Below are 26,112 nucleotides of genomic sequence, written 5' to 3'. Positions count from 1 at the left end.
GTTAGTTACCTTAGCTGTTTAGGCCTTCAACATACTGCTGGCGGGTTTGTACTTTAACCAAGCTATTTAAGTGTTCAACCGCTTGTGTTTGCCCGTTAATTAAATCTTGAAAATGCGCAAGTAACACGGCTTTATCCAGTTTTTCTTTATCGCCTGAGCCAATGTCGGTTAAATCAATCATAAATTCGTCAAATTTGTCGGCAAAGTCACTCACAATATCCATGTTTAAAAATTGCTCATGGTTGTAAATACTTGGGTAGCCGCCTTTTTGTTTATCAATAGCAAAACTAATACCTTTAACATTGGTAACGGTGGTTTCTTTTTTACAGCTCAGCATACAGCTTGCGTCAATGCGTGGTTTTTTACATCCTACTGTTTGCTGGAAAAAACATTGTCGGCTAGTCATCATTAGTATTGGATGATAAATGCTGTACATCATTTTAAAATTGTTAGGGCGTTTAATATTACGCATTTGTGGTTTGTTTATTTCGTTTGAAATAAACGCGCCTTTTGCGTTTAAATCTTCTTGTAGTGTTAGTAACGCATAAGAGTTTGTGGTGTTTAACAACGGGCCTGCAATCCAGTCAATACCCATTTGTACTGCTTTAAATGCAACGCCTGTGTTGTTACTAATAATAAGCTTAGGTTTTACAACCTCGAGCAAACGTACCGCTTCATCAAAATCTTTACCAATTAACACCGCCGGAAACCACGGAATTAAATGTGGGTGCTCTAAAAATACATTAATGTATTTATCGTTATCGGTTCTAAAGCTCTCTGGTAATTTAAAGTAAACATCGCCACCTGTTAAATCACATAGATGAACGTCTTTTATGTCCGATATTAAAATAGAGAGTGTTGTTTTGTTATCGGCTTTAGGGTGGTTTACTAGTTTTGGCAGTTCAACAGTGGCGAGGACGTATTTGCCTTCGTTTAATAAAAACGCGACTTGCTTTTTAATACGGGCAAGCTCTTTAAACGGAATGCTTAAGTTGTTGCCTAAGTTTGAGTAATCCATATTTTTAATTTCAAAATTGGCATTACTAAAGGTTTTAAAGCGTTTATCAATAGCTGCAATATCAACAACCGATTTATCGGCGGTTTGCATAGGCATTTGCGATTGAACTTCAAAGCGTTGAGGTTGAAGGGCGCTTTGTTCTGCTAGGGTGTTGTCGTGTTTATCGTTTATTGTCAGTGTTACTGTAAATGGCTGGTTTAATTGGCCGCCAAACTCAAAACGTAGTTCTCGCTTTGAAATATCTAAAAACTCAATCTTCTTTTTAACTAACGTATCAATGTCATTTTTTTCTGCGGCGAGCTCTTGTTGTGCATCGTAAATTTGCACAACCGAAATCGCGTTACTCTTTTCGTTAGCGTGATCAAAGCTATGGTCGCGCGGGTTGTCGGTAAACATGTTTTTTGTCATGTCACCTTGCAAAAACTTATTAGTAAAATTACGGTTAAATACTTTGTATAAGCTTGAATCATCTTCAATTAAATTACCTGTTTGTACAAAGGTATCTATTTGTTTGCGCCAGCTATCAATAACGGTATGTACGTAGTTAGCACCTTTAATGCGGCCTTCTACTTTTAACGAGTCAACACCCGCGGCTACCAACTCCGGTAAATCAAAATAGGCTGAATTATCTTTTAAGTTTAACGGATGTTTGTTACCCATGGCGGTTGGCTCGTATTCATCACGACATGCTTGTGAGCAACGACCACGGTTACCTGAGTTACCCACACTTACTGAGCTTGAATAACATTGCCCCGAAAACGCAATACACAATGCACCATGTACAAACACCTCGGTTAATACATCGCATTTGTGCGCTACGTCGGTCAATATTTTAATTTCAGTTAAGTTAAGCTCGCGCGATAAATTTACACGTGTCGCGCCAATGCGCGCTAAAAACTCAACCTGTGATTCGTTATGGGTGGTTAACTGAGTTGATGCGTGAATATGCAAAGTAGGAAAGTGCTTTTTAACTATATTGAATAACCCTAAATCTTGCACAATAATGCCATCGAGCGTGGTATTTACGAGTTGGTTAAGTAGCTTAAATAGCGCGCCCATTTCGTGCTCTAATATAACTACATTTAGCGTTAAAAATATTTCACAGCCGTATTCATGGGCTAGGCGAAGTGCGCCGTTAAGCTCATCAAACGAAAGATTAGACGCTCGGTTACGTGCATTAAAGGTATCTAACCCACAATAAACCGCATTAGCACCGGCTACAATGGCGGCTTTTACCGCGTTAACATCACCGCCTGGGGCTAATAGTTCAATCTTTCTACTCATTACAATGTCGCTTCGCTCATATTTAATTGTCGCGAATTTTATATGGTTAAGCACGTTAATGCTATTTATTGAGGGATATAATAAAGACTAATACCAATTCGCTTAATTAAGTGATCTATTTTGAGGCTGGAAAAACGTGTTGATAGCTAGGCAAAAAATTCGCTATTTAGTTGTTCTCGGCAATTGCTCCTGCATTGCTTTACCTTCTGCATCCATGCAGTCGTAAATGAGAATTTTTTAACACAGGTAGCGACACGTTTAGCCCCGCAAAATGATTAAGTATTATTGCGGATTGGTATAAAGTAAAAGAGTGTATAAAATTACAATTAAGCTGGCTGATTTATTACGTAAACATGTAATAAAATGATAGTTTATAAGCCAGCAACACTTTCAACTTTACTTAGGCGAACCCCATCAGCAATCAAGATCTTAAACAGTTAGATACAGATTTAAAAAGTGATGAATCTGGAATTATTAACACCCAACTAAAAATAGCCACATTTAACCTGTTTAACTATCTTGAGCCGCCCAATGCATACTATGAGTTTGAGAAAATTTATACTGTGCAGCAGTGGGCTAAAAAGCAGCGTTGGATTGTTGATTACTTAACAGAACATGCCCCTGATGTGATTGGTTTTCAGGAAGTGTTTAGCATTGACTCATTAAAAGAGCTAGTAGGTGAGCAAGGTTATAATTACTTTGCTGTAGTTGATACGCCAGAGGTGATTGATGACTTTATTTATAAACGCCCTGTAGTGGCAATCGCCTCTAAATACCCCATAGTTGAAGTAGCAGCGGTTGAGCACGATAGTGAGCTTGCAAATGCGCTTGGCCTTAATAGTGAGTTTACTTTTAGTCGTAAAGTACTAAGAGCAACTATAACGCTGCCGCATATAGGCAATACTGATTGTTACGTGGTGCATTTTAAATCTAAACGCCCAATGATTAATGTCGATGAGCATAACAAAGAGCTTACACCCGAGCAAAACATAATTGAAATTTTAAAAGCGAATGTAGCGGGTGGGTGGGGCTCAACTATTCAGCGTGGCAGTGAAGCTACATTACTAATGATACAAATGATTGCTCGTCGCGAAGCTACGCAACAACCCATGCTATTAATGGGGGACTTTAATAATGAACTAGAGGATGGCGTATTAAGCCATTTACTGACAAGTACGCTACGCTTTGCGCCTGCATTTGATGCTAAAACCTACCTCGCTAAATATTGTTTAAATGATTCATGGGATTTGTTTGTTAACTCGCAGCTAAGCGAAGATGAACGGTCTAATGGTGAGGCAATGGCTAGCGATGAAATAAGCCATAGTGAAAGCAATAGCATTTTTGATTTAGCTGATGAAAACGAAGCAAAAAATGTTAATGCAACTAAGCTTATGCCCTTAAGAGCGCCAACACATTATTATGGCGCGAGCAGCTCCGTGCTTGATTATATTTTATTATCATGTGAGTTTGATGCCAGCTACCTTGGCAGTTTTTTTGAGGTGATTGAGTATAATACTTATGATCGTCACTTAATTAACCCCGAATTTGAGCGTGATGATTTAAGTACCGATCATGGTATTGTGTTAGTAACACTAAAACTAAGAAGCTAGGCTTGCTCTATGCATAATTATGCTAAAATTATAAATTAAAAGTATTCATATAGCAGCAATACTTGATGTATTGCGCCGGTTTGTATATTTTATCATCAGCCTTTTGAATTGTATTAATAATAAATTACTAAAATGGTAAATATGGAATTTTATACCTACTTGAATCATAAGCGAAATATGGATTTACCTTCGCAAATACATAGTTTCATTGTAAAGCGAATTTATAATTTTACATTTTTAGTGAAAGCTTTGCTTTTTGCTTTGTTTGTTAGCTTAAACAGCGCTTACGCACAAGAAACCACCTCATACAATTTAACTAATGAATCTAATGCAGGGCTGCTAAAAAGAGCTGAATTACTTATAGATACTGACGTTATAACAAGTATTGAACTAAGTAAGTCGTTGTTGTCACAAGCGCAAAGTGCTGATGACACGTTACTCAGCGCAAAGCTACATAACTTGCTAGGTAGGGCGAATAAAAAAAATAACAATATTAATGCATCGCTCGAACACTTTTTACAATCCTCTGTTTACTACAGCAAATTAAATGATTCACGAAACCAAATAAAGGCGTCTATTAATTATATAAATATATTATTAGAAGAAAAACGTTATGACGAACTTACTACCCGCATTGAAACTTTATTACCAACAACCCTTGTGTATGGCGATGACTTTTTTATAGCGCAAGTGCTCCTTACTAAGGGGGATTCGTTATATGAACAAAAAAAGTACAATAACGCGAACGCGCAATACACATCTGCTTTAAAATACCTTGTTAACGAAGACGAATTAATACAAAGACAGTTAGGTGAAACGTATAAAAAATTAGCTCAGTCGTACAAACGCCTCAAAAATAGAGAGCAAACGGCTCACTTTTATACAAAAGCTTTAGAGGTATATTCTAATTTAGGTGATTTAAAGCTAATGGCGCGTACTTTAAATACACTAGCAGAAGCACACCGTTATTTAGATAACTTAGTTTTAGCCCTTGATTACTCCACTCGCGCATTAGAAATACATAAAGACATTCACGATCCTGTTGGCTTTGCTAAAGCATTACTAGGGGCGGGTATTATTTATCGTCATATTAATCTTTATGAAAAATCACTTGAACATATAAATGAGGCATATTTATATTATAAAAAAGTAAATAACATGCTTGGGATTGCTAAAACATCAAATCAAATGGGACTGGTATATACACGATTAAGGCAGTTTGATCAGGCCGAATTTTTCTATCAATTAACTATCGATTTGCCAAAAGGTATGGTCGAGGAAAAAACGCTCGCTTCAGCTTTAAGAGAAATGGCTGTTATTAACCTCGAATCTGGCGACTTAGCATCAGCAATGCAATATGCTAAAAAAGCTTATATCACTTATAAAAACAAAAACCTTACATCGTACATTTCTACAACAGCACGTATTATTGGTAATATTTATCGTGCCCAAGGAAATAACAACAAGGCTATAGAGTATTACAAAGAGTCATTGTCGTTTGCCAGAGAAGCAGGTGGTAAACTTTATGAGATAAAGTCGCTTACTGCGCTTGCGGGCATTTTAATTGGTATTGATACAAATGAGGCGATTACTTTACTGAAAAGGTCACTCGCTTTATCAACCGAAATAGATGATAAATTACATATGCTATATGCCTATCGTGAAATTCGAATAGCAGAAAAATTGCGTGGTCGTATAGAAGAGTCACTTCGTTATGCAGAAGAAGAAATAGCCCTAACCGATATTATTCAAAATGAAAGAAATGAAGATAAATTGGCGCTTGAAAAAGCACATTTACATTCGCACAAAATGGAAATAGAGCTTGAGACGTTAAGAGAAAAAGAAAAACGCCATCAGCTTGAGCTTGAAAAGAAAAATAATCAAATTGAAATCGCCGCCCAAGCTAGAGTTATATCAGAGCTAGAGCTTTCAAAGAATAAATACGCCAGTATTGCGCTCGCATTTTTATTAGCCGCTTGTTTAGCTATTGTATTACTGGTTTATAGAAGTTTTATTGCCTCTAAAAAACGTAATGAAGAGTTAGACTATTTGGCAGCAAGAGACCCTTTGACCAATTGTTATAACCGTCGTATTTTATTTGAGGTTATGAATCGCGACTTTATGGATTTACCTCAGATTGAAGAGTACTGTATTTTAATGGTCGATATTGATCATTTTAAAAGCGTTAACGACACCTATGGGCATAGCATTGGTGACACAGTACTTTGTGGCGTAGCCGAACTTTTACAAGCTAATATACGTAAAAGTGATAGCGTGGCCCGTTTTGGTGGCGAAGAATTTTGTATTATTTTGCCCAACACAACTCAAGAGCAAGCAATACGTATAGCTGAGGCTATTCGTATTAAAGTTGAAAAAGCGACATTTGAAGATATTCCTGTTACGTGTAGCTTTGGGGTTACGTCTATTAAATTTAAAGCCAGAACACCTTCTGAGTTGATTGAACAGGCTGATTTAGCTCTTTATGAGGCTAAGTCCTTGGGGCGTAATCAGGTAGCGTTATGGGATGCTTCGCTTGAAGAGTTTAAACTTTATAGATCGGAGTAAATCCAGCAGTATACAGTTTAGTTTTGATGTTATTTTTTAAAATTATAACAAGTAAATTTTATACAATGCTGTGTGTTACTTACATATGTAATTAGGTCTATTAGATTAACCCTTTGAATATCAGTGTGTTAGCTTAGGCTTTAAAATTGCAATCAATACTAAGTTAAAAACAAAACAAGGGATTTAATAATGACTGAAGTTGCACTTTCGGCCTATTTGGCATTTTACCTCTATTTAATTATGTTGCTTGTACAGTGGGCTGTGGCTACTTTTAGCAAAGCTAAAGAACCAAATGCTGTACCAGGTAAAATTGACGAGGATTTATCGCACGACAGCTTTATATTTAGAGCACATCGTACGTTTCATAATACGCTTGAAAACAGTGCATTATTTATAGGTACGGTGTTATTTGCGTTTGTAATTAATTATCAAAGCCCGATTTTTGCAATGTGTATTTGGGTGTATTTAATTGCGCGTTTAATTCACATGGCGCTGTACTACGCTATAGCAACGGAGAAAAACCCAAGCCCACGTAGTTACTTTTTTTTAATCGGCGTATTTGCTAATGTGGTTATGCTGATAATGATAGGGTTAAGGCTAATCTCTTAATTTATAAAAAAGTTATAAAATTTATTTATAACGATAAAAAAAGCGAAGAGCCTTTAAGGCATCTTCGCTTTTTTGTTTAAAGTAGAAGCAGAATAAAACTACCTCTACCGTAATGTAATATTAATGGCTAATCGACGCCTATAAACCCGCCTGTTTGGTGTGTCCATAGGGCTGCGTATATTCCACCCTTAGCGATTAATTGTTCATGAGTGCCTTGCTCAACTACGCCGCCGTCATCAAGTACAATTAATCTATCCATTTGTGCAATGGTTGATAGCCTGTGCGCTATGGCAATAACTGTTTTACCTGTCATTAAATCATCAAGACTTGCCTGAATTGCGGCTTCTACTTCTGAGTCGAGTGCGCTGGTGGCTTCGTCGAGTATAAGTATGGGGGCATTTTTAAGTAGTACACGTGCAATAGCAATACGTTGGCGTTGACCGCCTGAAAGCGTAACACCGCGTTCGCCCACTTGTGCATCAAAGCCTTTATTGCCTTTGCTGTCGACCAAGTCGTTTATAAACTCAAGCGCCTTAGCTTGTTTGGTCGCGTTGATCATCTCATCGTGGGTTGCATCGGGGCGACCGTACAAAATATTGTCTTTTACTGAGCGATGAAGCAAGGAGGTATCTTGCGTTACCATTGCTATGTAGCGGCGTAGGCTTTCTTGGCTAACGTCTGTGATGTTTTGCCCATCAATTTTTATTGTTCCAGAGTCGGTATCGTAAAAGCGCAGTAATAAGTTAACAAGTGTTGATTTACCCGCGCCAGAGCGACCGACTAAACCAATTTTTTCGCCAGGTTTAATATTTAAGTTTAAACCGTTCATTACAGGGCTGCGATTAGTCTCTTTTGCAGCTTTGCCGTAGTTAAAGTGTACGTTGTTAAACTCAATAGCACCTTGGCTTACGTTAAGCGTATCAGCATTTGGTTTATCGGCAACTTCGATAGGGTTCGACAGTGTTTTCATACCATCGGCTACGGTGCCAATGTTTTCGAACAAGCTGCTTATTTCCCACATGATCCACTGCGCCATACCGTTTAATCTAAGCGCTAAGCTAACAGCAACAGCAATAGCTCCGGCGCTAATTACGCTAAGCGACCATAAATAAAGTGATACAGCGGCAACCGAAAATACTAATAGGTAATTTAAGCTTTGAATAACAAAGTTTAAACTGGTTACTAAGCGCATTTGCTTGTACACAGGCTGTAAAAATACATCCATGCTTTGTTTTGCGTATTGCTCTTCACGCTGGGTATACGAAAACAATTTAATAGTTGAAATGTTAGTGTAACTATCAACAATACGACCAGTCATTTCTGAGCGCGCATCGGCTTGTGAGCTGGCAATTTTTTTAAGGCGCGGTACAAAGTAAAGTTGCACGCAAATGTATAAAACCAACCAAACTAATAAAGGGATCATTAAGCGCCAATCAGCTTCGGCAACTAAAAATACCATTGAGCCAAAATAAACCACGATATACATTAATACATCGAGTAGTTTGGTCACTGTTTCGCGAACGGCTAAAGAAGTTTGCAGTACTTTAGTGGCTATTCTTCCTGCAAATTCATTTTGATAAAAGCTAACACTTTGGCGCAGTAAATAACGATGTGCTAACCAACGAATTGACATAGGATAATTGCCAAGCAATGCTTGGTGCAAAATAGCAGAATGGAAAAAGACAACAATGGGCAATACTAATAACAGCATGACAGCCATTTTAATAAGTTCAGACTTTTGCTCTATAAACAAAGTTTCGGGCGTGTAGGCGGTTAACCAATCAACAAGTTGGCCCATGTAGCTAAATAAAGAAACCTCTAAAATAGCGAGCATGGCGGCACTGATTGACATAAGCAGCAACGACAGTTCCATTCCTTTGGTGTAGTGGCGACAAAAAGCAAATAAAGTAGAAGGCGGCTGAGTGGGTTGGTCCTCAGGAAATGCTTTTGTCATTTTTTCAAATAATCGATACATTTTAAAAACTTAAATGGCAAATAATGACGAGTATCATACCATTTAAGTATTTTTAAATGCAGGTTTGTAGGGCACTAATTATGAGTATTATTCTTATTTATTGCGTTGGGTTACTTAGGTTTATTCCTTCGCTCATGTATAAATCGTCATATCTGAGACCACCATTTCCGTAAGGCTTTTTAATTGGGCCTGTATTACAGTTTGCTAAAAAGTATATAAGAGGTTGTTCGCGCTTCATTCTAAATTGTGCATTTTTATATACCAGCGTTTGACTGTTAAACTCACCACCTTTTACGTAAACATCATATTGCTGACCTTGCTCTGAGGCTGCTGCGTTATTCACAACGTACCATACGTCGTACCAAGTATTTGTTTGCAGAGGTTTAGCTGACTGTTTTGTAGTGTAGTTTTGAATGTTGCTATATCCGCTGTCGGTTTTAACCATTAAAGCGCCATCGTTTACAAACCCGTTTGATTCTGTTTTATCGGTTACGCGAAGTGTTGGCTCAAACGCATCGTACGCATGTTTATTTATTAGCGCTGGAGAAAGGTTACTCAATCCAAAAGCATGGTTATTAGGAAACGCAGCCACGTTTATACGCATATAAAATGTGTAGGTGGCGCCAACTTCAACCGCTTGTGGAAGTTTTGTATAAGAAAGCGCTTTACGATTTCCTACAATGCCCTCAGCTGCAGGCTTTTTTAGTAAATAATGATTTATTGATGAGTTTGTTTGTTCTGGTTGTATAACCGTGATTTGAGGGTTTTTGACCTGTGGGTTAGTTTCATTTTGGGTATCGACACTTTGCCAGTCGCTAAGAGAGTTTTCAAAATTATCAATAAGTAGCCAATCGCTCGATGTATTTTTTTGAATGGTTGAACACGACGCTAACGCGCTTAACAAACATAAAAGTGACATGTGTTTAAAATGCATAATTGGCTCTCAGTAAGTTTAGATATTTTTGGTTAACCAATTATTGTTTTGGCTATAACTTTAAAGTAAAAGTTATGTAACCAATTTAATGTTTTTATGTCAATCACTAAAACAAAAGTTATGGTTTAATAGAGCTTGAGAAATATAATGTTGTTATTGTATTTATAAAATCAACTCAGCAAATTTTAACTGAGTATAAAAATAATTTAATAGTTAGGATGTTATATGTATACGGGTTCGTGTTTGTGTGGTGAAGTAAACGTTGAAGTGTCGGGCAGTATAACTAGGGCGTGTTGATCTTTATGGATTGAAATTTGTTCAATCTAGGGGCGATTTAATCGCGGCGCAAGGTTTGTAACCTAGTGGGCTAAGTAAAAACCGAGCAACAAAGAGTCAATCGTCCCTAGAAAGAACCCAAAGGGCAGCGCATGTTTGGCAACTATGCTGCGTTATCGCCTATGTATGGGGAACAACCACATATCATAGGCTCTGCCTTGCCTAAATACCAAACACACTGCTGCAAATTCAACCACCAAAGAACAACACGCCCACTATTATTCATTGTCATTGTTCACTGTGCAGAAAAAAAAGCGGGACTGCATTTGCAACCAATGGCTTTGTAAATACAAGTGACTTTACAATAACAAAAGGTCAAGAACGACTCAGTGAATATAGTTTTAAAGCAGGGCGCACACGTTATTTTTGTAGATGTTGTGGCTCGCCTGTTTACAGTAGCAATAATGATGACAAAAGCAGAATACGAATTCGTTTAGGAATATTCGATACCGATATTACTGAGCAGGTATTATCGCATAACTTTGTTACGTCTAAAGCTAACTGGGAGCAGCTCGAAACAAGCTTACCGTGCTATGAAAAACATGAACTTGGTCGGTAAAGCGTTTCATTCAATGTGGTAAATGCTGTTAATACTTTTATAAAGGTTTGGTGCAAAGTTTATAAACACCGGTGAGTTTTGTATTTCATCAACGTTTATATGCATTAATGTTTGCTGGCTTAGTATGATCACTATATTTTTGTATTCGTTAAACTCTATTATCGCTAAGCACTTAAAGTGTTGTCTTAAAAGTACTAAAAGCATTTGCAGCTCTTGGCCAGTTTGTGGGTTTAAATTAATGATTACTTGCGTATTTTGCTCACTGCAGCTATTTATATTTTGCCAAAAGCTATCGCTGGTTAAAAAAGGCTGATGATATTCACCACTAAAAATATCGATAGTGATTACGTTAAAGTGATCAGTGCATTGGGTAATATATTGCTCGGCGCATTGTAAATAGCTGCTGTGCTTAATAGGTAACTTAAAGTGCTGGGCTGCAATTAAGGCAATGCTTGGGTTTATTTCTACCGTGTTAAATGTATTGATGGTGTTTATGTAAGGCGTATTACTTTGTAAGTGATACATAATTCGCTCAAACCCTGCCGTGCCTAAACCTAGATTTAATATATTTAGTGTATCTACCGGTTTAAGTAAAAATAACATCATACACTGGTTTACCGGTACGATTACTTGCTCAGGGTGTATAAGGTTCATAACGCCTTGAATTGTTATGTCTTCATTGGTTTTTTGTGCAAGCGTTAACCATCGGTATTCTTTATTTTGATACACGCATACGGGGCCGTATGCACTTTGCTGCGACTCAATAAGGTTACTTGTAATTGTATCTTCTTTTAGCTGACGCATAACTTAAACTATTAATGTATACACAATCACAGTGTGCCACGAAAATCGCATTTTTTTATAGATTATTGTGTAACAAGGTTTGTAATTTAACCTCTAAATATAATATTGTATTAGCAATTAATCACTTAGACGTTATTCAAGGATTGGAAATGGGATTGATTTTAGGGCCTGCTGTTTTAGCGTGGTTTGCGGTATTTATCTATTCTTTACGATTAGGGTATGTGCTTATTTATAAAAATATGAGCGTGTTAACCACAGTGTCTACTTTTGCAATTAGTATTGTTGGTATGTTGGCTTTTATGACGTATGGATATAGGCAGTTTGTAAACAATACCTCAGTTTGGGCATTTGAGATCCCAAGTTACTTTTTATTTAGCAAAATAGCTTTTATAGGTGTATTGAGTGGTTTTTTACTTAACTACTATATTAAGCCTGAAAATAGTTCGGAGTTTTTGAGCTGTTTAGCATTTGTATTAATATTTATGTTTTCTGCTGGTGTGCTTGCAAGCTTAGGAGGACATGAGGCCTTTTTGAAAGAATTTGATATTAAAACCACTCATTAAAACCACTCATTAAAAGTATGCATAATAAATTTTGGCCCAGTACCTATTAAAGGTAGTGGGCTTTTTACTTTCCTAGTAACCTCTAGTAACCTCTAGTAAATGCGCTTTAGCGTGCTCCTTTCTGCATCTACCTCAAATGTATTGCCATAAAATCTTAGTTAAGTAATGGTTACACTATAATAATTAGGAGCTAATAGATGCTTAAAACACCTTTGAAAATCACAACAACGTTACTTAAATTTACTGCAATTGCAGGTGCCTGCACACTTGCATTATCAGCACATGGGAAAACACAACTTCAATACACAGAACAGCAAAAATTACATGACATAGCAGCTCAAGTATCAGCCGAACGTATTGGTAGTGACATTCAAACGCTGGTGGATTTCGGTACCCGCCATACGCTTTCAGAAACTAAATCGGATACTCGAGGCATTGGTGCGGCTAGGCGCTGGATAAAAAAAGAATTTGAAAAAATATCCGCGCAGTGTGGCGGTTGTTTGGAAATCATTGAAGTAAAGGACACTATATCGGGCGAAAAGCGCATTCCTAATCCTGTTGAAGTGGTTAACATTGTGGCTATTCAGCGAGGGTCAAGCGAGCCTAATCGCATGGTGATTATGTCGGGTGATATAGATTCTCGTGTAAGTGATGTTATGGACTTTACGAGTGATTCACCTGGGGCAAATGATAATGCATCAGGTGTGGCGGGAGTAATTGAAGCTGCCCGTGTTTTAAGTAAATACAAATTTAATGGTTCGGTAGTTTACGCGGCGCTTTCGGGCGAAGAGCAGGGTTTGTTTGGCGGAAAAATACTAACGGCTTATGCACAAAAGCATGACTGGCAAGTTCATGGCGTTTTAAACAACGATATGATTGGCAATATTACCGGTATTAATGGGGTAACTGATAATACAACTGCGCGTATATTTTCAGAAGGTACCCGTGTTGTAGAAACAAAAGAGCAAGCTAATACTCGCCGCTTTACAGGTGGTGAAGTTGATTCGGCGAGTCGAAATTTAGCGCGCTACATAGATACTATTGCTGACAGATACATTCCTAACTTAGATACAATGCTTGTATATCGATTAGATAGATTTGGCCGTGGTGGGCATCATCGTCCATTTAATGATGCAGGTTTTGCAGCAGTGCGTATTATGGAAACTAACGAGCACTACGATCGTCAGCATCAAGATTTACGCACTGAAAATGGCGTTGAGTATGGCGATACTATTGAAGGCGTTGATTTTGATTATACGGCTAAGTTAACTTCACTTAATGCGGTAACTATGGCATCTATGGCGTGGGCGCCCGCACCACCAAAAGAAGTTAAAATAAAGGGAGCTGTTACAGCTGATACGTCGTTTTCATGGCAACAAAGCAGTGATGAAAATATTGCTGGCTATAAAATTTATTGGCGTTACACGAGCGAGCCGCAATGGCAGTTTAGTAAATACGTTGGTAAGGTTTCACAGTACACACTTAAAAACGTAGTGATTGATAATTATTACTTTGGTGTAGCCTCTGTCAGTAAAGACGGTGTTGAGTCGCCAGTAGTATTTGCGGGTGATGTGGGTTCGTTTGATCACAATATAAAATAATAGTTTGGCTAAAAACACAGCAAACAGAGCGCTTTAAGGTGCAAATGACCGTTTTATACTTGCACCTTATTTACTAAGCCCTTAGAGTGTTAAAAAAGAAGTAAAAGGTTAATAAAAATGCAGCAACAAGAAAAAAAGCCGTTAACAGCAAAAGAACAAGTTATAACTGATGAGCAAAAAATGCAGTGGCAACGCGAATGTTTTCAAACAGCGCAAAAGCATTTAGCCGAAAAGGGCATTATGCCAAAATCAGTAGTTGATAAAGACAGTCGATTTTTAGCACCACTTTGTGCAATGTGGAAATTTAAAGCACAGAACGGTAAAACATATTGGGTAGTAACAGGGCGGTTACCTACAGATCATGCTGAAGTAAGTGCAGCTACAGATGCTCGTGATGCAATGCGTTACTTTTCTTTGCAGTGGCAATTAAAAGCGGATCAGATTATGAGTACAGGCGCGCGTGATAAAACACAGGTAGACTTTGCTAACTTACTTATAAACAGAGCACATGGCTTGTACGAAATGTATGATAATGAACCGCTGTGGGCAAATGAGGTAAAGTAACGACAGTTTGGGTTAAGTAAAAAATTAGAGGGTGATAGCTTATTTATTGCCCTTTTCTTTATCTAATGGACAAGTGTAAAGGGAGTAGTATTAAACGCTGAAACAGGGCATTGCATACGTTGCCTAGGAATTCCCGCCTCCATAAATACATTCCCTTGCTGAATAAAACCATTGCGCTTAAAACGCTCTACTTCATTTAAAATACAATTAATGCTTACTTCTTCAATACCTTGGTTTGACGCTAATTCTACAATAAAGTTTAGAAGCGATGTATATACTTTGCGATTACGGTGCTCAGGTAATACAGCTATTCTGCCGATTAAGCCATCTTTACATAATCTACCTGTTGCTATTGGGCAGTTTGCATCGTCTGTAACAAGTACATGTAATGCAATTTTATCTAGGCTATCAAACTCGATATGCTTGGGGATATGTAACTCGTAAACAAAAACTCGCTCTCGAATTTTTTGTAGCATATCTTTTTTTATATCCCATTCAACCTTATCAACCAGATAGCCCATTGCAAACTCCTATTGATACCAAATTAGAATGAGTAAGCAATCACAGCAAAATTATTTAAGCCAATATCAGATGAAAATTAAAAATTTTAACTGACCTGTATACATAATATTTTACGCTGTAACGTGCTCATCATTATTAATAAAATTGGTATTATTACTCGTGGTCTATATTAAACCAGATCCCCTCATTAACAAGTGTAGTAAAAGTTTGAGTAAAAACTAAACTTGGCTTTATTAAATTTAATGCTGAACTTTCAAACTCAGTATGATCGGTAAGTAGTTTTACCGCCGCTAAGTCGGTTAACGGCATAGCGTAATTTTCGCCATTTACACTTAGTAAAACTTCTGTATCGAGTTGCTGATAAATAGCGCGTGTGCCACCTAAGCGTTCAAACACTGCTTCTTCATTACTTAAATCATCGCTTATTTGCTCTGACGTAAATGGAGGCTCTACTGGCGCTAAATCCATTTCATGTTTGGGCTGACTAAGCGTTGAGCCTAGCCATTGTTTAAATAAATCGTCATTTTCTAAAAGTGCCGCCATCAATGTTTTAACTTTATCAACTTCAAGGTTTGTAAGTTCACCCTTTGATTTTCTTAATGTGATGTTGTGATCGGTATAACGTTTTTGTCCGCTTTCGGTATCAATAATATGATCGGCAAAGCTCGACAATAAATCTTGTTGGTTTGGCGCCCTAAAACCAACTGAATAATTTAGTGCATTTTCTACAGCGTAACCTTCGTGAGGGCACCCTGGTGGAATATATAAAATATCGCCAGGCTCTAATATGCAATCGATTACGGCTTCAAATGCTTCTACTTGCAGTAATTTTTTGTTTTGAGCAAACTGCTTAAGTGTTGGATCGGGCAGACCTACGCGCCAATGACGTTTACCTTCGCCTTGAATAATAAATACGTCATATTGGTCTAAATGTGGGCCAACACCACCATTAGGCGTTGAATAGCTAATCATTAAATCATCTATGCGCCAGTTTGGAATAAACCTAAATGGCTCTAGTAGTTGTGCAGCTTCAGGATGCCAATGATCAACAGCTTGCACTAATAAGGTGGCATTTTCGTCTGTTAACTTTTCAAAGTCTTCAAATGGACCTTGGTGCGTTTGCCAATCATTTTCATGATTGGTGATAATACGTGACTCTATGCTTTCTTCCATTGCGAGACCGGCAAGTTCATTAGCATCAAGTGGGTCTTGAAAATCAGCAAAACCTTGTTTGATTAAAAGCGGCTTTTTTTGCCAAAAATGGCTTAAAAACTCTTGCTCAGACAAATTATTTATTTTTAAATGATACATACATTATGCCTACTAGTTAGTGCAATGGGGTTAAAACAAAAAAAGCGAAAGGATGATCCTTTCGCTTTTTAAAAGAGCAATTTAGTTTTTAAACTAAATCATCAATAAACTCAACAGCACGACCAATGTAATTAGCAGGTGTTAGTTTTTTCATTTCTACTTTAGCGTGCTCTGGAAGGTCAAGACCATCGATAAAGTCAGCCATTATTTCTTGATTTACACGTTTGCCGCGTGTTAAATCTTTAAGTTTTTCGTATGGCTTTTCAATACCATATTTACGCATAACTGTTTGAATCGGCTCGGCTAGCAATTCCCAGTTTTGATCAAGCTCGTCAGCTAAACGTTGCTCGTTTACTTCAAGCTTGCTTACACCTTTAAGTGTTGATTGGTATGCAATGATCGCATAACCCATACCTACACCTAAGTTACGTAATACCGTTGAATCGGTAAGGTCACGCTGCCAGCGAGAAACTGGTAATTTTTGTGCAAGATGAGCAAAAATAGCGTTTGCTAAACCTAAGTTACCTTCTGAGTTTTCAAAATCAATTGGGTTAACTTTATGCGGCATTGTAGATGAGCCAATTTCGCCCGCAATTGTTTTTTGCTTAAAGTGATTAAGTGCGATGTAACCCCACATGTCACGGTCAAAATCGAGCAAAATAGTATTAAAACGTGCAATTGCGTCAAACAACTCTGCAATATAGTCATGCGGTTCAATTTGTGTAGTAAATGGGTTAAGTGTTAAACCTAAGCTTGATACAAATTTATCTGCGTGAGTATGCCAGTCGTAATCTGGGTATGCACTAAGGTGAGCGTTGTAGTTACCAACAGCACCGTTAACTTTACCTAGCATTTCTACTTGAGCAATTTGGTCTCGTTGACGCTTTAAACGCATGTATACGTTAGCAAACTCTTTACCCATCGTTGATGGTGTAGCTGGTTGCCCGTGCGTACGAGTCATCATTGGGATTGCTTTGTACTCAATCGCTTTTTCTTTAATTGCGCTTAAAAGCTCATCGCAATAAGGAAGCAAAACCTTGTTACGTGCTTCGCTAAGCATTAAACCATGAGATAGATTGTTAATATCTTCTGAAGTACAAGCGAAGTGAATAAATTCATTGATTGCATGAAGCTCACTGTTATCGGCTACTTTTTCTTTTAATAAGTATTCAACCGCTTTAACATCGTGGTTTGTAGTGCGTTCAATATCTTTAACGCGCTGTGCATCAGCTTCGCTGAAGTTATCTACAATGGCGTTTAGAAGTGCATTAGCTTCTTCGCTAAATGCAGGTACTTCTTTTATATCGCTTGCTGCAGCTAACGCTTGCAACCAACGCACTTCAACAATTACGCGGTATTTAATTAAGCCAAATTCGCTGAAAATACTGCGTAGTTCAGTGGTTTTGCTGCCGTAGCGACCATCCACTGGAGAGATAGCCGTTAACGCTGAAAGCTCCATAATAACTCCTAAATTTTAGTTTGAACGATAGTTAAATTTTTGTTTTAGCAATGGCGAGTATTTTTCTTTTTGCAAAGAAAAAGTGACGGCGTTTACCGCCCATTTGTCGCCATAATACTGCACTTCTAATGCCGGCTAATAATAACGCACGGATTTTATTTTGAGTGAGCTGCTGTTTTAATAACTCGGGTTTACCATAAACCTGTATTCGGTGCCCAAGGGGGCTCAGCACCGACGAGTATATATCTGCTAAACCGGCAACAACGCTCTCGTCGGTAATAGCAAAATGATCTAAACGACGATGAATATCATCAATTCGTTTGCCTAATTCGTTTAAGCTTTTGTCGTTTGCACTTAGTGCTCGCTCAAGCTGCATCAAACCACCTACGTATTTTACTATTTCAACATCTTTTTGAGCGCCAGCAGTTAGCTGCGCCATTAATGTTTTATAGCCATCACGTAAGTTGTCAGTACCTTGGTAAACATCTTCTGGCGATGCCGGTGATGTTTGAATAATGCTTGAAAGTAATACTTCTAAGTCGTGCTCATTATTACTGCCGTACTGGGCAATTTTTTGAACTTGCTTAGCAACCTGGCACATGGCGGCAAGCGCCATGACTTGGTGTTCATTCATTACTTAATCACCGAGTCAATAATACCACCACCTAAACACACATCTTCTGCATAAAATACAGCAGATTGACCTGGCGTAACTGCTTTTTGTGGTTCATCAAATAATACACGAGCCATGCCGTCTTCACCTACAAGTAGGGTACAGCTTAAGTCTTCTTGGCGGTAACGTGTTTTAACTGTGCAGCGAGTGGTACCTTTAGGGCCAACGCGGTCTACCCAATGTAATTGGTTTGCATTAAGACCATTACTGTATAGGCGAGGGTGATCTTTGCCTTGGCCAACAACAAGTACGTTACGTTCTAAATCTTTATCAACTACGTACCATGGTTCGCCAGAACCTTCCTTCATACCACCAATTAACAAGCCTTTGCGTTGTCCAAGTGTGTGGTACATTAAGCCTTCGTGCTCGCCTACGTTATTACCGTCAGTGTCTTCGATAACGCCAGGTTGCGCTGGTAAGAACTTTTGTAAAAAGTCTTTAAATTTACGCTCACCGATAAAGCAAATTCCGGTGCTGTCTTTTTTATCGTGAGTGATTAGGTCTTGTTCTTCTGCTATGCTGCGCACTTCTGGTTTTTCGATATCGCCTACAGGGAATAAGGTTTGGCCAATATGTTCATGGCTTAGGGTATATAAGAAGTAGCTTTGATCTTTATTGTTATCAAGTCCGCGACACATTACGTATTTGTCATCGCGAAGTTCACGGCGAACGTAGTGTCCGGTTGCAATAAAGTCAGCACCGAGTGCTTGAGCCGCAAATTCTAAAAAGGCTTTAAATTTAATTTCTTTATTACACATTATATCTGGGTTTGGCGTACGACCCGCTTTGTACTCTGCTAAAAAGTACTCAAATACATTATCCCAGTATTCAGCAGCAAAGTTTACTGTGTGAAGCTCAATGCCTAATTTGTCGCACACGGCTTGTGCATCTTTTAAGTCATCAGCGGCGGCACAGTATTCATCATTGTCGTCTTCTTCCCAGTTCTTCATAAACAGGCCTTCTACTTGGTAGCCCTGTTGTTGTAATAAATATGCAGATACAGAAGAATCAACACCGCCGGACATGCCAACAATGACTTTAATGTGACTATTTTCGCTCATGAATAATTTCGCTTATACAGATTGCTGTTAACTTGGAAAGGCCGCGATTATAGCATGTATTTTGTTTGTGCTTAAAGAGCGTAGGGCGGCAAAGGACATAATTTGTCACTATTTTATTTGTATAACAAATAGCAAACTAGACTTAAACGCATTATCAGGCTGTAACTTTAGTAATATTAAAGTGATCTTTACTAATAAATTAAGACTATAGAATAATTCATGTAGTTATTGAGTTTTATTAATAGTATTTTCTTTTAAAACTACTAGAGTAAATATACACTTAATAAAAATAAAATAGTGGTTAGTATATGAATGTAAACCACTTTAAAGCCTCTTGAAATATAGTCAATGGAATGAATATATGAATTATGCCTATCAAATAAACAAGATAAATTCTTTAGTTGAGCATTACACACGAAAACCTGATTTTGTGGATAGCGAATTACTTTCTAGCAAAACGACAGAGTTTAAAAAATCAGCCTATCATCTTTTTTATGAGTTAATAAAACTCAAAAACCCTCATATTTACCAAGAGCCAAACCATGTACATGAGTTATTTAGCTTAATAAAAGGTTCAACAGTTAAAAAAAACGTTGAGTTAAAGGTGCTTGATCATGTAGAGCACTGGTGGCTAGAATGGTATTTCGCTTTAGAAATGGACGAAAAGCTTAGTATAGAAAAAAGTGATATGCCAATGAGTTACTTACCTCAAAGTACACTCAACCCTATGCGCAAACATGAGATAAGTCACTACGCTAGGTTATTTACCGTTTTGCCAATGCCTGTATGTAATGTATGTGCCAAGACGGGTGATATTTTGAAAGTTAATCAACGTTTTGTAGATGTTTTTGGTTATACAGTAGAAGATGTGCCAAATCTTAAATCATGGTGGGAAAAAGCGTATCCAGATCCCCAATACAGAGCACTTGCAAAAGAGCTGTGGCAAGACTCACTTGAAAAGGCACTAAATAACAATAACGACATACCCGCAAATAACTATCGAGTTTCTTGTCGTGATGGCTCACAAGTGATGATGGAAATTTCAGGGATTGATATAGGTGAAGAGTTTTTAGCTGTTTTTAATGATGCAACAGAGCGCTTAGAAGCAGAAGATATACTCAGGGATATGGCCTTTTTGGATGCATTAACCAAAATTGCGAATAGGCGTCGGTTTGATGAAAAGCTAACGCATGAGTTTGAACGAGCAAAAGAATGCGAAGGCATGCTATCGATGATTATTATTGATATTGACCATTTTAAGCAATTTAATGACCGGTATGGGCATGTAGCGGGCGATACGTGCTTATATGACGTGGCTCAAAAAATTGCTTCAACGGTTAGTCGCCCAGAAGATTTTGTGGCTCGCTATGGTGGAGAAGAATTTGTTGTTTTACTTCCACAAACGGATAGGCAAGGAGCGTTGTTTATAGCTGAGCAAATACAAAAAGCTGTAGAAAGCTTAGCTATTGCTCACCAGGATAGCTTTACCGGATTTTTATCTATAAGTATGGGTATTAATACCATCAGCAACTATACAAATAGTAATGAAGTCAGCTTTGTTAAGGCCGCTGATAACGCCCTGTATTATGCTAAAAAACAAGGGCGTAATTGTATAGCGCTAAGCTCTGAGTAAATCAATTGTAAATGGTTTCTAAGCTTAACGCTGGTCGATTCAGGCTGTCGTTAATACACTTGAGCACTAAAGGGCTCCTAAGCGGTAATGATTTTATTTGCTCTAATGTATGCCAATTAGCACTGATAATGTCAGAATCTATTGGTGTTGGTGCTTTTATATTATTAGGTGCTTCAAATAAAAAGCAGAATCGCAAATAGTGCACTCCATTTTCGGCATGCAAATTATACACACCTAAAAAGCCGACTGGCTCAAGCGCTAAGCCTGTTTCTTCAAGTAGCTCTCTGCTTGCGGCTTGTGCAAGAGTTTCGTTTTGTTCTAAATGACCAGCAGGTTGATTGTAACAAACCTGCTTTGTAAATTTATCGCGCTCTTTTACAAGTAAAAACTCATTTTGCTTTTTTACTATTGCTGCAACTGTGACATGCGGTTTATGCATCAACTACGCCCTTAATTACTTTGTATTCACCACAATTAATATCATCCAACGTATAGTTGCCAATGCTATAGCGGATGAGGCGAAGTGTAGGGTGTCCAATATGCGCGGTCATTCGACGAACTTGTCTGTTTCTACCTTCATTAATGGTAATACTTAGCCAAGTGGTAGGGATTGCTTTTCGCTCGCGTACAGGGGGATTACGCGCCCAAATTGTTGGCTCATCAATTATTTTAACGTTAGCGGGGAGTGTAAGCCCGTCTTTAAGTTCTACGCCATTACATAAATCATTAATTGATTCACTCGTTGGTTCACCCTCAACTTGTGCCCAGTAGGTTTTATTCGTTTTTTTATCAGGAGCAGTTAAGGTGTTTTGTAGTTTCCCACAGTTTGTTAAAAGCAATAAACCCTCACTGTCTCTGTCTAACCTTCCTGCTGCGTAAACTTCTTTAATAGGTATAAACTCTGCAAGCGTTTTTCTGTCTGCGTCATCCGTAAATTGACATAGCACATCAAACGGCTTGTTGAATAACACAATTTTTCTGTCTTTAGATGCTATCTGCGGCTTTATTTCTCTTTTACCAGATGGCGTTTTGTTAAGTGCACTGCGTGAATAAGTACGCCCAGTACTTCTTTTTGGCTTGGTTTGTGTTGCTTGATTATTGCCTGATTTAGCTCTCATTATATGCACCTAGCTGGTTTTGGTAATCCGGCAATTTTTGTTGCTTGCTTGGCTGGGCCTTTAGGAAATAATTTATATAAATAAAGGCTATTTCCTTTATCTTCACCGAGTGCTTTAGCCATTGCTTTTACAAGCATTCTAATTGCTGGGCTGGTGTTATATTCAATGTAAAAATCACGAACAAAATTAATGACTTCCCAGTGTTGCTCACTAAGTGTGATGTTTTCTTGAGTAGCAATTACAGGCGCCAGCTCCTTTGACCATAAAGTATGGTCGAGCAAGTAGCCTTGTTTGTCGGTTTCAATCTGTTGGTTGTTAAATTCAAGCATGAGTTACCACGTAATTGATTGATTAGTTGATAAAGTGAGTGCCACAAAGTCTTCATAGCTAATTGCTTTATCGTTATCTGCTAACTTTATTGCACGTACTTGCGCGTCTTGTTCAAGTATTAACAGTGTATCTGCAAATTGCCTAAATTGTTTTTTTGCAAAGCAGGCATCACCAACAAGTAGTACCTTATCGCCTGATAAAATTAAATTCTCAAGCTGATTTGCCGAGTAATAGTTAAGCGGCTTTGAAAAAATATGTAACGTACTCATAGGTTCACCACATGTTGCTGCGCTTTAATTAGTGTTTGTTGTTGACTAAAGTTAAGAGCTTTTGCCTCTATGAGTAAATCATGTTTATTTAAACCATAATCAAGCAATGATTTTTCACACACGAAAATGTTTTCAACATCATAAATTTCGAGTGTTTTAATATTTTTAAAAAGGTCTTTTAAGCCAATATTGTTTGGTTGCTGATGCTTTTTTAAAGCTAAAACGGCGGGGCCGCTAAACAACCAACTTACATTTTGGTCAACAGCAGCAAAAATCAATGTCATATCTAGTGCATCACGAATATTTAAATCGTCAAATGGGCTGCACTGACTCATTACTAATACGTTTATCATTTAAATTGCACCCATTTATCTGCGTCGCTTGCAAGCATTGCAAATTCAGCTAACCCTGCGACTCTAAATACACCTGTGTTTTTAATATCTAACCCGCGCTTTTGCGCGGCGGTAACACACAGCATTAAATTTAGTTTTTGATCAGCGAGTTGCTGCCAAAGTGCTGAAATTTGAAGTTCGTCTGAGGATAAATCAAAGTGGGTAGATGCATGATAAATACCTTGCTGGTATAAAAAAATAGCATCAATGGTGTGCCCTTGGGCTAAACATGCATTCGCAAATTTAACTATGCGTTGCGTGGTATCGTGATCGGATGGTGGTGTATGTAATGAAAGAACAAAGCGTGCCAAAACAATTCCAATAAAAAAGCCCCAATAAAGGGGCTATTTTAACAGAACTATTTAATTAGTCATCACTTGCGCCAAGTAGAGCAAGCAAAGAAGTAAATAAGTTATATACGCTTAGGTATAAAGACACTGTTGCGCGAATGTAGTTAGTTTCACCACCGTTTATGATTCGGCTTGTATCAAATAAAATCAAACCAGACATAATCAGTACAACTGCTGCATTAAGCACCATAAACATCAATGAACTGCCAATAAAAATATTAACGATGCTTGCTACAATCACAACGATTAAGCCAACAGTTAAAAAGCCACCCATGAATGAGAAGTCTTTTTTAGTATTTAGTGCATAAGCAGATAAACCAAAAAAGATAAGCGCTGTAGAACCTAAGGCTTGCATAATAAGCATTGGGCCATTAGGTAATGCAGCATAATGGTTAAGCAATGGACCTAAGCCTGCCCCCATTAAACCTGTGAAAGCAAACACCCAAAATACACCAGATGCTGTATCTGCTTTTTTATTTACAACAAATAATAAACCGAACGAAACGAGTGTAAACACAATTCCCATAAAGTAAGGTAATTGTAGTGCCATTGAAATACCGGCTGTAACTGCACTAAATGCAAGTGTCATAGCTAGTAAAAAGTAGGTGTTTTTAAGTACCTTGTTTGTTTCAATGGTAGACATTACCGGTTTCGCGGTATTGTACGATTGATTAAACGCCATTGTAGAGCTCCTTTAAGTGAAACGTGTGTGTTTCGATAATTTAACTAAAATTAGATTACCAACTCTTATATGTTTGGGCAAACCTTTGTAGATCAATAGAGTTAAATATTTAAATAAAAGTATATTGACGGCTAAATTAAAAACATTTTGTTTTAACTTTAAACAAATTAATTGTTTTTTAGGCACTTAAACAATTAATTTAAAAAAAAGCTTCACAAAAGGGATGGGTTTCCCTATTATGCAGGCCGTGCGGAGAGATGGCAGAGTGGTCGAATGCACCGGTCTTGAAAACCGGCATGGGTTTATAGCCCATCTAGGGTTCAAATCCCTATCTCTCCACCACTTATTTAATAAGTGTGTGGTAATTAAAATATCATTCATTTAAATAGTTATTAGTACACTCTTACTTTTAACTTAGCACTATCGGAGAGATGGCAGAGTGGTCGAATGCACCGGTCTTGAAAACCGGCATGGGTTTATAGCCCATCTAGGGTTCAAATCCCTATCTCTCCACCATATAACAGAATAGCCCGCTAATTTAGCGGGCTTTTTTGTGTTTGGAACAAAATCAGTACACTTATACCAATCCGCAATAATACTTAATCATTTTGCGGGGCTAAACGTGTCGCTCCCTGCGTTAAAAAATTCTCATTTTGAACAACTAAATAGCGAATTTATTGCCTAGCTGTAAACACGTTTTTCCGCCCTCTAAATAGATCACTTAATTAAGCGAATTGGTATTACATCTCTTATCTCTTATTAGTAAAACCTTAAAAGCAGATAGAATTGCTCACACATCATCTTCTGATGTTAAAAAACGTTGATGTTCTCTTCCTATTTTTGTTTTTAATAAAACGACCATCACAAAAAACTTTAAATGAGTTGGAATGCACATATTAATGTGTGTTATTTTTAAATATTGGTGGATTAAAGGTATGCAAAATAGGATGTTGTGGCTCAAAGATGATCTAGATTCGAGAAAGTTAGTTGTATATCGTGCCGTCATGTTTTCGTTTATAACGCTTTTTGTACTTTTTGTATTTCAACCTTTTGGCACTTCAAGCGATACCGAGTCTTACAAGTTTCTGCGGCTTTTTGGCTATGGGTTAGTAACCTTTTGTGCTTTGCTATTGTCAGGTTTCATAGAAATAGTGTTACTTAAGTTTAAGCTAAGTAAATTAAACCGTTTAATTATTTTTCCTATCACATATATTTTAATTACTGCGATATTCAATCATGGGTATTTTGTGGTTGCTGTACTTGGATCTTGGCATTGGCAGAATCAATTACTTTTTGTAGGGTATATTTTTTGTATTGGTGTATTTCCTCTTATTTTTTTACTTGTGGTAAATAGGCATGTAATAGATTTAACTAAGCCAAGTACAGTTAGCGTTGCTCAAGAGCAGTTGAGAGAAGTTGAGTTAAAGACAATTACTCTCAAAGGCGATAACAAAAACGACGAAATTAATACGGCTCCTCACCATATTTTATTTATTAAATCTTCAGACAACTATTGTGAAATAACAATACAAGAAGGAGCTTCAACTTCACGTAAACTATTACGTGTATCTCTTAGCGGTTTATTAAAGCAGCTTCCAGAAAAAACAATTATATTACGATGCCACCGTTCTTATGCGGTCAACCTGCAAAACATTCAACACTACAGTGGTAATGCTGGAGGGTTGCAATTATCGCTACATACAATTGATATTAAAATTCCTGTGTCTCGTTCTTATGTAAAAGTAATAAAAGATGCTTTGTCATTAATCCCAAAAACATGTTAATCCCCCCCTAAAACATGGGCTTTATACCTCGTCTTGTAATTGAGACCTAATAGGTCGCTTTGTATTTTTACTATTGCCAAGATTAAGTTGAAATTTACAACTTAAC

At 37.6% G+C, this 26,112-nt stretch carries 25 protein-coding genes and 2 tRNA genes; 11 read left to right on the top strand and 16 right to left on the bottom strand.

Annotated elements, in window-relative coordinates:
• Positions 1-10: 10 nt before the first annotated feature.
• Positions 11-2,302 carry a peptidase U32 family protein gene (locus H5117_RS09585; protein ID WP_182737439.1) on the bottom strand — a complete coding sequence of 764 codons (2,292 nt, stop codon included), beginning with the start codon at positions 2,300-2,302 and terminating at the stop codon, positions 11-13.
• A gap of 506 nt (positions 2,303-2,808) precedes the next feature.
• Between H5117_RS09585 and H5117_RS09580 the strand changes: the two genes are divergently transcribed.
• From H5117_RS09580 to H5117_RS09570, 3 genes are all read left to right on the top strand, one after another.
• Positions 2,809-3,912, top strand: coding sequence for an endonuclease/exonuclease/phosphatase family protein (locus H5117_RS09580; RefSeq protein WP_182737467.1), 1,104 nt, complete (start codon positions 2,809-2,811; stop codon positions 3,910-3,912).
• A gap of 177 nt (positions 3,913-4,089) precedes the next feature.
• Positions 4,090-6,477 (top strand): GGDEF domain-containing protein, encoded by a 2,388-nt coding sequence (locus tag H5117_RS09575; protein ID WP_182737437.1) that lies wholly within the window; start codon positions 4,090-4,092, stop codon positions 6,475-6,477.
• A 189-nt stretch (positions 6,478-6,666) separates the two neighbouring features.
• Complete coding sequence (locus tag H5117_RS09570; protein WP_182737433.1) at positions 6,667-7,086, top strand: MAPEG family protein; 420 nt, start codon at positions 6,667-6,669, stop codon at positions 7,084-7,086.
• A gap of 127 nt (positions 7,087-7,213) precedes the next feature.
• On the opposite strand, the gene H5117_RS09565 is transcribed toward H5117_RS09570, so the two are convergent.
• The gene (locus H5117_RS09565; RefSeq protein ID WP_154903025.1) at positions 7,214-9,061 is read right to left on the bottom strand and encodes an ABC transporter ATP-binding protein; all 1,848 of its coding nucleotides are present in this window, start codon (positions 9,059-9,061) and stop codon (positions 7,214-7,216) included.
• 97 nt (positions 9,062-9,158) lie between these two features.
• Positions 9,159-9,995, bottom strand: coding sequence for a hypothetical protein (locus tag H5117_RS09560; protein WP_182737430.1), 837 nt, complete (start codon positions 9,993-9,995; stop codon positions 9,159-9,161).
• Positions 9,996-10,497: 502 nt separating this feature from the next.
• Here H5117_RS09560 and H5117_RS09555 point away from each other — a divergent pair.
• Positions 10,498-10,890 (top strand): GFA family protein, encoded by a 393-nt coding sequence (locus H5117_RS09555; protein WP_182737465.1) that lies wholly within the window; start codon positions 10,498-10,500, stop codon positions 10,888-10,890.
• A gap of 6 nt (positions 10,891-10,896) precedes the next feature.
• Here H5117_RS09555 and H5117_RS09550 read toward each other — a convergent pair whose 3' ends face one another.
• On the bottom strand, positions 10,897-11,694 hold the full coding sequence (locus tag H5117_RS09550; protein WP_182737426.1) for a hypothetical protein: 798 nt from the start codon (positions 11,692-11,694) through the stop codon (positions 10,897-10,899).
• A gap of 149 nt (positions 11,695-11,843) precedes the next feature.
• Between H5117_RS09550 and H5117_RS09545 the strand changes: the two genes are divergently transcribed.
• From H5117_RS09545 to H5117_RS09535, 3 genes are all read left to right on the top strand, one after another.
• Positions 11,844-12,257 carry a hypothetical protein gene (locus H5117_RS09545; protein WP_002962719.1) on the top strand — a complete coding sequence of 138 codons (414 nt, stop codon included), beginning with the start codon at positions 11,844-11,846 and terminating at the stop codon, positions 12,255-12,257.
• Between the two features lie 197 nt (positions 12,258-12,454).
• The gene (locus H5117_RS09540) at positions 12,455-13,858 is read left to right on the top strand and encodes a M28 family peptidase (protein WP_182737422.1); all 1,404 of its coding nucleotides are present in this window, start codon (positions 12,455-12,457) and stop codon (positions 13,856-13,858) included.
• Positions 13,859-13,975: 117 nt separating this feature from the next.
• The gene (locus tag H5117_RS09535) at positions 13,976-14,422 is read left to right on the top strand and encodes a DUF4826 family protein (RefSeq protein ID WP_182737418.1); all 447 of its coding nucleotides are present in this window, start codon (positions 13,976-13,978) and stop codon (positions 14,420-14,422) included.
• Between the two features lie 62 nt (positions 14,423-14,484).
• Here the strand turns inward: H5117_RS09535 and H5117_RS09530 are convergent, their stop codons facing one another.
• The 5 genes from H5117_RS09530 to mnmA all read right to left on the bottom strand — a co-directional run bounded on the left by H5117_RS09530 (position 14,485) and on the right by mnmA (position 19,448).
• Positions 14,485-14,943 (bottom strand): GNAT family N-acetyltransferase, encoded by a 459-nt coding sequence (locus H5117_RS09530; protein ID WP_182719804.1) that lies wholly within the window; start codon positions 14,941-14,943, stop codon positions 14,485-14,487.
• Between the two features lie 154 nt (positions 14,944-15,097).
• The gene (locus H5117_RS09525; protein WP_182737414.1) at positions 15,098-16,255 is read right to left on the bottom strand and encodes a cupin domain-containing protein; all 1,158 of its coding nucleotides are present in this window, start codon (positions 16,253-16,255) and stop codon (positions 15,098-15,100) included.
• A gap of 88 nt (positions 16,256-16,343) precedes the next feature.
• The gene (gene purB, locus H5117_RS09520) at positions 16,344-17,714 is read right to left on the bottom strand and encodes an adenylosuccinate lyase (protein WP_149602566.1); all 1,371 of its coding nucleotides are present in this window, start codon (positions 17,712-17,714) and stop codon (positions 16,344-16,346) included.
• A 31-nt stretch (positions 17,715-17,745) separates the two neighbouring features.
• Positions 17,746-18,348, bottom strand: a complete 603-nt coding sequence (gene hflD / locus H5117_RS09515; RefSeq protein ID WP_007375707.1) for a high frequency lysogenization protein HflD — start codon at positions 18,346-18,348, stop codon at positions 17,746-17,748.
• Complete coding sequence (gene mnmA, locus H5117_RS09510; RefSeq protein WP_182737410.1) at positions 18,348-19,448, bottom strand: tRNA 2-thiouridine(34) synthase MnmA; 1,101 nt, start codon at positions 19,446-19,448, stop codon at positions 18,348-18,350. The genes hflD and mnmA overlap by 1 nt, the downstream gene beginning before the upstream one ends.
• 361 nt (positions 19,449-19,809) lie before the next feature.
• On the opposite strand from mnmA, the gene H5117_RS09505 reads away from it, so the two are divergent.
• Positions 19,810-21,081 carry a sensor domain-containing diguanylate cyclase gene (locus H5117_RS09505; RefSeq protein WP_165723498.1) on the top strand — a complete coding sequence of 424 codons (1,272 nt, stop codon included), beginning with the start codon at positions 19,810-19,812 and terminating at the stop codon, positions 21,079-21,081.
• Position 21,082: 1 nt separating this feature from the next.
• Here the strand turns inward: H5117_RS09505 and H5117_RS09500 are convergent, their stop codons facing one another.
• Genes H5117_RS09500 through H5117_RS09470 form a run of 7 tightly spaced genes read right to left on the bottom strand, consistent with a single transcriptional unit; the run spans position 21,083 to position 24,222 of the window.
• Entirely contained in the window at positions 21,083-21,520 is a 438-nt protein-coding gene (locus H5117_RS09500; protein ID WP_182737408.1) for an NUDIX hydrolase, read from the bottom strand.
• Complete coding sequence (locus H5117_RS09495; protein WP_165723496.1) at positions 21,513-22,199, bottom strand: pseudouridine synthase; 687 nt, start codon at positions 22,197-22,199, stop codon at positions 21,513-21,515. The genes H5117_RS09500 and H5117_RS09495 overlap by 8 nt, the downstream gene beginning before the upstream one ends.
• Positions 22,199-22,528 (bottom strand): TusE/DsrC/DsvC family sulfur relay protein, encoded by a 330-nt coding sequence (locus tag H5117_RS09490; protein WP_007375712.1) that lies wholly within the window; start codon positions 22,526-22,528, stop codon positions 22,199-22,201. The genes H5117_RS09495 and H5117_RS09490 overlap by 1 nt, the downstream gene beginning before the upstream one ends.
• A gap of 3 nt (positions 22,529-22,531) precedes the next feature.
• A complete protein-coding gene (locus H5117_RS09485; RefSeq protein WP_008133664.1) occupies positions 22,532-22,798 on the bottom strand; it encodes a DsrH/TusB family sulfur metabolism protein in 267 nt (88 codons plus the stop codon).
• The gene (gene tusC, locus H5117_RS09480; RefSeq protein WP_182696472.1) at positions 22,795-23,151 is read right to left on the bottom strand and encodes a sulfurtransferase complex subunit TusC; all 357 of its coding nucleotides are present in this window, start codon (positions 23,149-23,151) and stop codon (positions 22,795-22,797) included. The genes H5117_RS09485 and tusC overlap by 4 nt, the downstream gene beginning before the upstream one ends.
• Complete coding sequence (gene tusD, locus H5117_RS09475; RefSeq protein ID WP_182737405.1) at positions 23,148-23,501, bottom strand: sulfurtransferase complex subunit TusD; 354 nt, start codon at positions 23,499-23,501, stop codon at positions 23,148-23,150. The genes tusC and tusD overlap by 4 nt, the downstream gene beginning before the upstream one ends.
• A gap of 55 nt (positions 23,502-23,556) precedes the next feature.
• On the bottom strand, positions 23,557-24,222 hold the full coding sequence (locus H5117_RS09470) for a Bax inhibitor-1/YccA family protein (protein ID WP_008133668.1): 666 nt from the start codon (positions 24,220-24,222) through the stop codon (positions 23,557-23,559).
• Positions 24,223-24,473: 251 nt separating this feature from the next.
• On the opposite strand from H5117_RS09470, the gene H5117_RS09465 reads away from it, so the two are divergent.
• From H5117_RS09465 to H5117_RS09455, 3 genes are all read left to right on the top strand, one after another.
• Positions 24,474-24,564: transfer RNA gene (locus H5117_RS09465), tRNA-Ser, on the top strand.
• 83 nt (positions 24,565-24,647) lie between these two features.
• Positions 24,648-24,738 (top strand) — tRNA-Ser (locus H5117_RS09460).
• Between the two features lie 371 nt (positions 24,739-25,109).
• Positions 25,110-26,006 (top strand): LytTR family DNA-binding domain-containing protein, encoded by an 897-nt coding sequence (locus H5117_RS09455; protein WP_259404309.1) that lies wholly within the window; start codon positions 25,110-25,112, stop codon positions 26,004-26,006.
• The last annotated feature ends 106 nt before the right edge of the window (positions 26,007-26,112 follow it).

The sequence above is a fragment of the Pseudoalteromonas sp. SG45-1 genome, from assembly GCF_014164135.1.
GTDB classification, from domain to species: Bacteria; Pseudomonadota; Gammaproteobacteria; order Enterobacterales; family Alteromonadaceae; genus Pseudoalteromonas; species Pseudoalteromonas distincta.
The sequence above is the reverse complement of the archived record's forward strand: the minus strand, read 5'-3'. Positions and strand labels throughout refer to the sequence as shown.